Origin of the sequence: Curtobacterium sp. B8 (assembly GCF_000333315.1) — a bacterium.
Classification (GTDB): Bacteria; Actinomycetota; Actinomycetes; order Actinomycetales; family Microbacteriaceae; genus Curtobacterium; species Curtobacterium luteum.
In genome coordinates, this window is the sequence record NZ_BACW01000397.1 from 1 (window position 1) to 5,237 (window position 5,237).

At 72.8% G+C, this 5,237-nt stretch carries 5 protein-coding genes; 1 reads left to right on the top strand and 4 read right to left on the bottom strand.

What is annotated here, in order from left to right:
- Positions 1-830 (bottom strand): aminotransferase class I/II-fold pyridoxal phosphate-dependent enzyme (locus I59_RS10185; RefSeq protein ID WP_022903779.1); only part of this gene is annotated, 830 nt, incomplete at its 3' end.
- A 128-nt stretch (positions 831-958) separates the two neighbouring features.
- Here I59_RS10185 and I59_RS10190 point away from each other — a divergent pair.
- A complete protein-coding gene (locus I59_RS10190; protein ID WP_022903780.1) occupies positions 959-2,554 on the top strand; it encodes an MFS transporter in 1,596 nt (531 codons plus the stop codon).
- A 10-nt stretch (positions 2,555-2,564) separates the two neighbouring features.
- Here I59_RS10190 and I59_RS20885 read toward each other — a convergent pair whose 3' ends face one another.
- From I59_RS20885 to I59_RS10205, 3 genes are all read right to left on the bottom strand, one after another.
- Complete coding sequence (locus I59_RS20885) at positions 2,565-3,581, bottom strand: BLUF domain-containing protein (protein WP_022903781.1); 1,017 nt, start codon at positions 3,579-3,581, stop codon at positions 2,565-2,567.
- Positions 3,578-4,366 (bottom strand): PP2C family protein-serine/threonine phosphatase, encoded by a 789-nt coding sequence (locus I59_RS19705; protein WP_022903782.1) that lies wholly within the window; start codon positions 4,364-4,366, stop codon positions 3,578-3,580. Before I59_RS19705 ends, I59_RS20885 begins: the two co-directional genes overlap by 4 nt.
- 138 nt (positions 4,367-4,504) lie before the next feature.
- Entirely contained in the window at positions 4,505-5,131 is a 627-nt protein-coding gene (locus I59_RS10205) for a hypothetical protein (protein WP_022903783.1), read from the bottom strand.
- Positions 5,132-5,237 lie beyond the last annotated feature (106 nt).

Below are 5,237 nucleotides of genomic sequence, written 5' to 3' on the forward strand. Positions count from 1 at the left end.
CCGAGGATGCCGGTCCGCTCGACGACCTCGGCGGGCATCCCGTCGAACCAGGCCCGTGCCCGCTCGGACGCGCCGATCAGCAGGGCGCACTTCGTGCCGGCGAGGTTCCACGCCTTGCTCGCGCTCGTCAGGGCGACGCCGAGGTCGGCTGCCGCCGGGCAGGAGTCGAGGAACGGCGTGAAGACCGCGTCCGCGTGGGTGAGCGGGGCGTGGATCTCGTCGGAGACCACCACCGCGTCGTACTCGGCCGCGAGCCGGGCGAGAGCAGCGAGCTCGTCGCGGGGGTGCACCAGGCCGAGGGGGTTGTGCGGGTTGCACAGCAGCACCGTGCGGGCGCCGTCCTCGAACGCCCGTCGGACGCCGTCGAGGTCCATCCGCCAGCCGGCGGTCGTGCTGGACGCGTCCCCGGGATCCGTCGGCGGCAGCAGGGGTACCTCGGTCGCCGAGCCGCCGGCCTCCGCCACGTACTCCCAGAACGGCGGGTAGACGGGCGGCATGACGACGACCTGGTCGCCGGGCTCGATGACCCGGCGGAGCGTCTCCACCGCCGCCACCGACACGTCCGTGGTCGTGCGGACGAGGTCGGGGTCGACACGCCACGACCACCGCTCGGCGGCGAAGTCGGCGAAGGCCTCCGGGAGCGCCCTGCCGTGTCCCACGTAGCCGGTGTCCCCGTTCGTGACCGCCGCGACGAGGGCGTCCCGGATCGGTTCCGCGAGCACCGCGTCCATCTCGGCGACGAACATCGGCAGGACCTCCGGTGGGTAGGTCGTGTACTTCTCGCTCGTGCGGGTGCGCTGCGCGTCGAACGCGGAGACCATGACGCTCATGCGGCCATCCTCGCAGGCGACGGCGGACCGGGGTACGTGCTGCGCGTGCACGCTGCGGCGGACCGGGGTACGTGCTGCGCGTGCACGCTGCGAAGCCTGCACGGCGGTGCGCCTAGCGTGGCGATGTCATGGCTGCCGAACACCGCAAACCCGTCGAGCCCGATGCGGCTCCCACCGTCGCACACCACACCGCCCACCTCGTGGCGGCCGTCGAGGTGCCCTCGACGCCCTCGACGCCCTCGTCGTCGACCGGCCGGGACGCCGACGGTGACCAGCGGGACCGCCGCGGTCCCGACGGCGGCCAGCCGGACCCGAACCGCTGGAAGGCCCTCGTCATCTGCCTGCTCGGCGGCGGGATCGTCCTGCTCGACGTCTCGATCGTCAACGTCGCGCTGCAGTCCATCTCCTCCGGTCTCCCCGGCGCCAGCCCCGAGGCCGTGCAGTGGATCCTCTCCGGCTACGCCCTGGCATTCGGGCTCCTGCTCGTCCCGGGCGGCCGCCTCGGTGACGCGTCCGGACGGCGGCGGATGTTCGTCATCGGCGTCGGCCTGTTCACGCTCGCCAGCGCCCTCTGCGGCTTCGCCCCGAACGGCCTGGTGCTCGTCATCGCCCGGCTCGTCCAGGGGCTCGCCGGCGGTCTGCTCACCCCGCAGGTCACCGCCCTCATCCAGCAGCTCTTCCGCGGCAAGGAGCGGGGCACCGCCTTCGGGCTCTTCGGCGCCACAGTGGGCATCGCCACCGCGATCGGCCCGCTCGTCGGCGGCCTCCTCATCACCGCGTTCGGCACCGAGAACGGCTGGCGCTTCGTCTTCTTCGTGAACCTGCCCGTCGGACTGGTCACGGTCCTCCTGGCCTTCCGGTACCTGCCCGCGGCGCCCAAGACCGAGCGTGGGCGGAAGCACGACTTCGACCCGGTCGGCATCGCCCTGCTCGGGGCTGCGGTGGTCGCGCTCCTGCTGCCCTTCGTCCAGTCCCAGGAGTGGAAGGGCAACGCGAAGTACCTGCTCGTCGTCGCGGCGGTCGTGTTCGCCGTGCTCTTCGTCCTCTGGGAGCGGCACTACGGCCGCAGCAAGGAACCCGTGGTCGACCTCGGTCTGTTCCGGCGCCGGTCGTTCTCGCTCGGAGTCGGCCTCGCCACGGTGTACTTCGCCGGCTTCACCCCGCTGTTCTTCGTCCTCACGCTGGCACTGCAGTCCGGTCTGCACTACTCCGCACTGCTGGCCGGGGCGACCTCGGTGCCGTTCGCGATCGGGTCGGGGATCGCGTCGACCGTCGGTGGGCGCATCGTCTCGCGCTTCGGACGGCAGCTCATCGTCGTCGGCACCGTCCTGGTGCTCATCGGGCTCGGTGGGGTCATCTGGGTCGTCGCGAACCACTACCGGTCGGACCTCGGGTGGTGGCTCGTCGTGCCGCTCCTCGTCGCGGGTGTCGGCTCCGGCCTGACGATCTCGCCGAACCAGACCCTGACGCTGTCCGAGGTGCCGGTCGAGCAGGGCGGCTCCGCCGGTGGGCTCATCCAGGTCGGCGCGCGCGTCGGCTCGGCGATCGGCATCGCGGCGGTCGGAAGCGTCTTCTACTCGGCGCTCGCCAGCTCGAAGGGCGACTACGCGCAGGGACTGCCGCTCGGCCTCGGGGTCGCCCTGGCGTTCGTCGCGGCCGCGCTCGTGGCGGGTGTCGTGGACGTGCTCGTCGGGAAGGCGAAGGGGACCGAGGCGTCGGTCTGACGGCGGTCCGTCAGGACGAGTAGGGCTCCGACCAGCCGGTCCGGAGCCGCTCGGCCGCGCGGGCGAACGTCGCCGCGACGTCCGGCTCCGGGTCGAACAGGTTCTGGATGCGCAGGCCGTCGAACAGGGCGAGCAACTGCTGCGCTCCCTTGGCGGGGTCCATCGTCCTCGGCTCGCGGCCCACCACGATGTCGTGCTCCAGCGACGAGCGGATCCCCGCCCGGAACGCCCGGTAGCTGGCGAGGAACGCTTCGCCGGCAGGCTCGCCGGGATCGGCCGCGGGCGCGAGCGACGAGACGATCAGCCGGTCGAGGGCCGGGTCCTCGGCGAAGGCGACGACGAGCCGCCGGAGGTAGGCGACGGTGCCGTCCGTCACGGCCATCGGCGCGAACGGGGCGATCACCTGGTCCAACCAGGTCGCGAGCGTCGACGCGAGGAGGACCGGGAGCGTCTGGTAGTGCTTCGCGACCTCCTCCTCGGACAGGCCCGCCCGATCGGCGACCGCTCCCAGCGATGCGCGCGCCGGACCGACGTCGCGGAGGACCTCGATTGACGCCTGCAGGATGCGGTCGCGGACCGGGATGGTGCTGCGCCGTGTGGACAGCTGCCCCGGCGGCGTGCGGAGGAACCACTCGAGCAGCGCTCCGGACCGGGTCGCGGTCGAGCCGGGGCCCGGGACGCGCTCGGGGTCGAACAGGTCCACGAAGCCGGGAAGGGCGAGGATCGCCGGGTCGTCCGTGCGGAACGCCATGGACCAGTCGGCGAAGGCCCGGTGTTCGATCGGGTCGTCGAGCACGACCTGCACGTCGACGTTCGCCGGGTCGGCGGCGACCTCGCGGACACGGTCACGGACCACCTCGGCCGGCCCCTCCACGATGCCGAACACGTTCACGTCGTCGAGCGCGAGCACCCCGGTGATGCCGAGGTCGGCGTTCCGAGCGCGCTCGACGGCCAGGAGCCGCAGGAGCCCGGCCTGGTCGAGGCGGCCGGTCCGGGCCGTCGTGAACACGAGGGATCGGAGGCTCATCGTCGTGTGCTCCCTTCGGGGCCGTCCGGTGTGGTCCGCCCGGCGCCGCCGTGCTCCCGTCGGAGCGCGACGAGCGTGAGGTCGTCGTCGACACGCTCCGGGGCGCTCGCCATGAACGCCGCGAGTCCGTCCGTCAGCGTGGGGACGGCCACGAGCCGGGCCGCCAGGTCAGTCAGGGTGTCGAAGGTCGCGTCCGGGAGCTCGAGGATGCCGTCGGACGCGCAGACGAGGACGTCCCCGGGGCCCAGGTCGACGTGCCGGGGGAGCCGCGCGAACCCCCGCGGCTGCAGTCCGATCGGGAGGTCGACCGACGCGATGCGCTCGGTCCGCCCGTCAGCGTGCCCGATCGCGGCGAACCCGTGGCCCGCGTCCACGAACTCGACCGCGCCGTCGGCCAGGCGGACCCTCGCGTGGAACAGCGTCGCGAACGCCGAGGCGCGCTCGAACCGTGCCCGGACGGCGTTCTCCGCCCCCTCGACCGCGACCGCGGGGTTCTCCCGGGCGAGGGCGTCGAGTGCGCCGAGGAGGTTCGCGGCGAGGAGTCCCGCCGGGGTCCCCTTCCCCATGACGTCACCGAGGGTCAGCGTCGCCGACCGACCGTCCGGTGCGACGACGATCTCGGCGAGGTCGCCCGACACCCCGGCCGCTGCTCGAGAGGCGGACGCGGACGTCCACCCGGTCGTGTCGACGGGCACCGGCCGGAACGCTGCCTGGACGGAGCGGAGTCGCGCGGTCTGGTCGAGACCGGCATCCTCGTCGTCGTACAGGTCCTGCAGCAAGCCCACTCCCGCAACCTACCGTGCGGCTTGTCCACGATGCGCGTACCGGCGATGGGCCTCGTCGCTGGCGAAGTCGATCGCACCCGGTCCCCACGAGACGGTGGCGCCCGGGGAACCCGGACGCCACCGCTCCGTACTGCCCGGTCAGCCCTGCGGGACCCGGTCCACCACGGACGTCGTGACCGCGGACGAGTCGAGCACCGTCCCCTTCGGGAGCACTCGGCTCGCCGAGCCGGTCAGTGTCCGCGAACCGAGGTACGCCCCGCTGTCTGGGTCGATCACGATCTCCGAGTGCTCGCCGTCGCGGTTCGGCTCGTCCCGGCCGATCGCGGTCCCGGTGCGGCCGTCGAGCGTCACCGCGTCGCGAGTGATCGTCGTCCCCGGGATCTTCGCGAGGACCTCGTACATGGCGCTCCGGAGGTCCGCGGGGACGAGCCCGGTCGCGAGGTCGTCGGAGATCAGCGTCGTCATCGCCTCCGCGTGGCTCACGGAACCGGTGGCGTGCTCCGACACCCACGCGTACAGCTCGTCCGGTTCCCTCGGCATCTCGGTCAGGTGCGCCGGGGTCCACTCCGAGTACCCCTCGAACTGACCGCTCGCTCCGCGCAACGTCTCGGTCGGGTACGGGGACCCTTCGTCCTTCCACTCCGCGGCGGCCTCGGTGGCGGAAGCGGCGGGGAAGAACCGTGTCGGCTCGCCGGACGTGCGCACGAGGGTCCACTCGGCCGACACGTCAGCGGGCCGGTACACCGTGATGCGGGTCGTGGCCATGCTGGTGTCCTGTTGCGCTGGAGCGGTGGGGGGATCAGATCTCGTAGTCGACGACCACGGGGGCGTGGTCGGACCATCGCTGGTCGTAGGCGGCAGCGCGTCGACC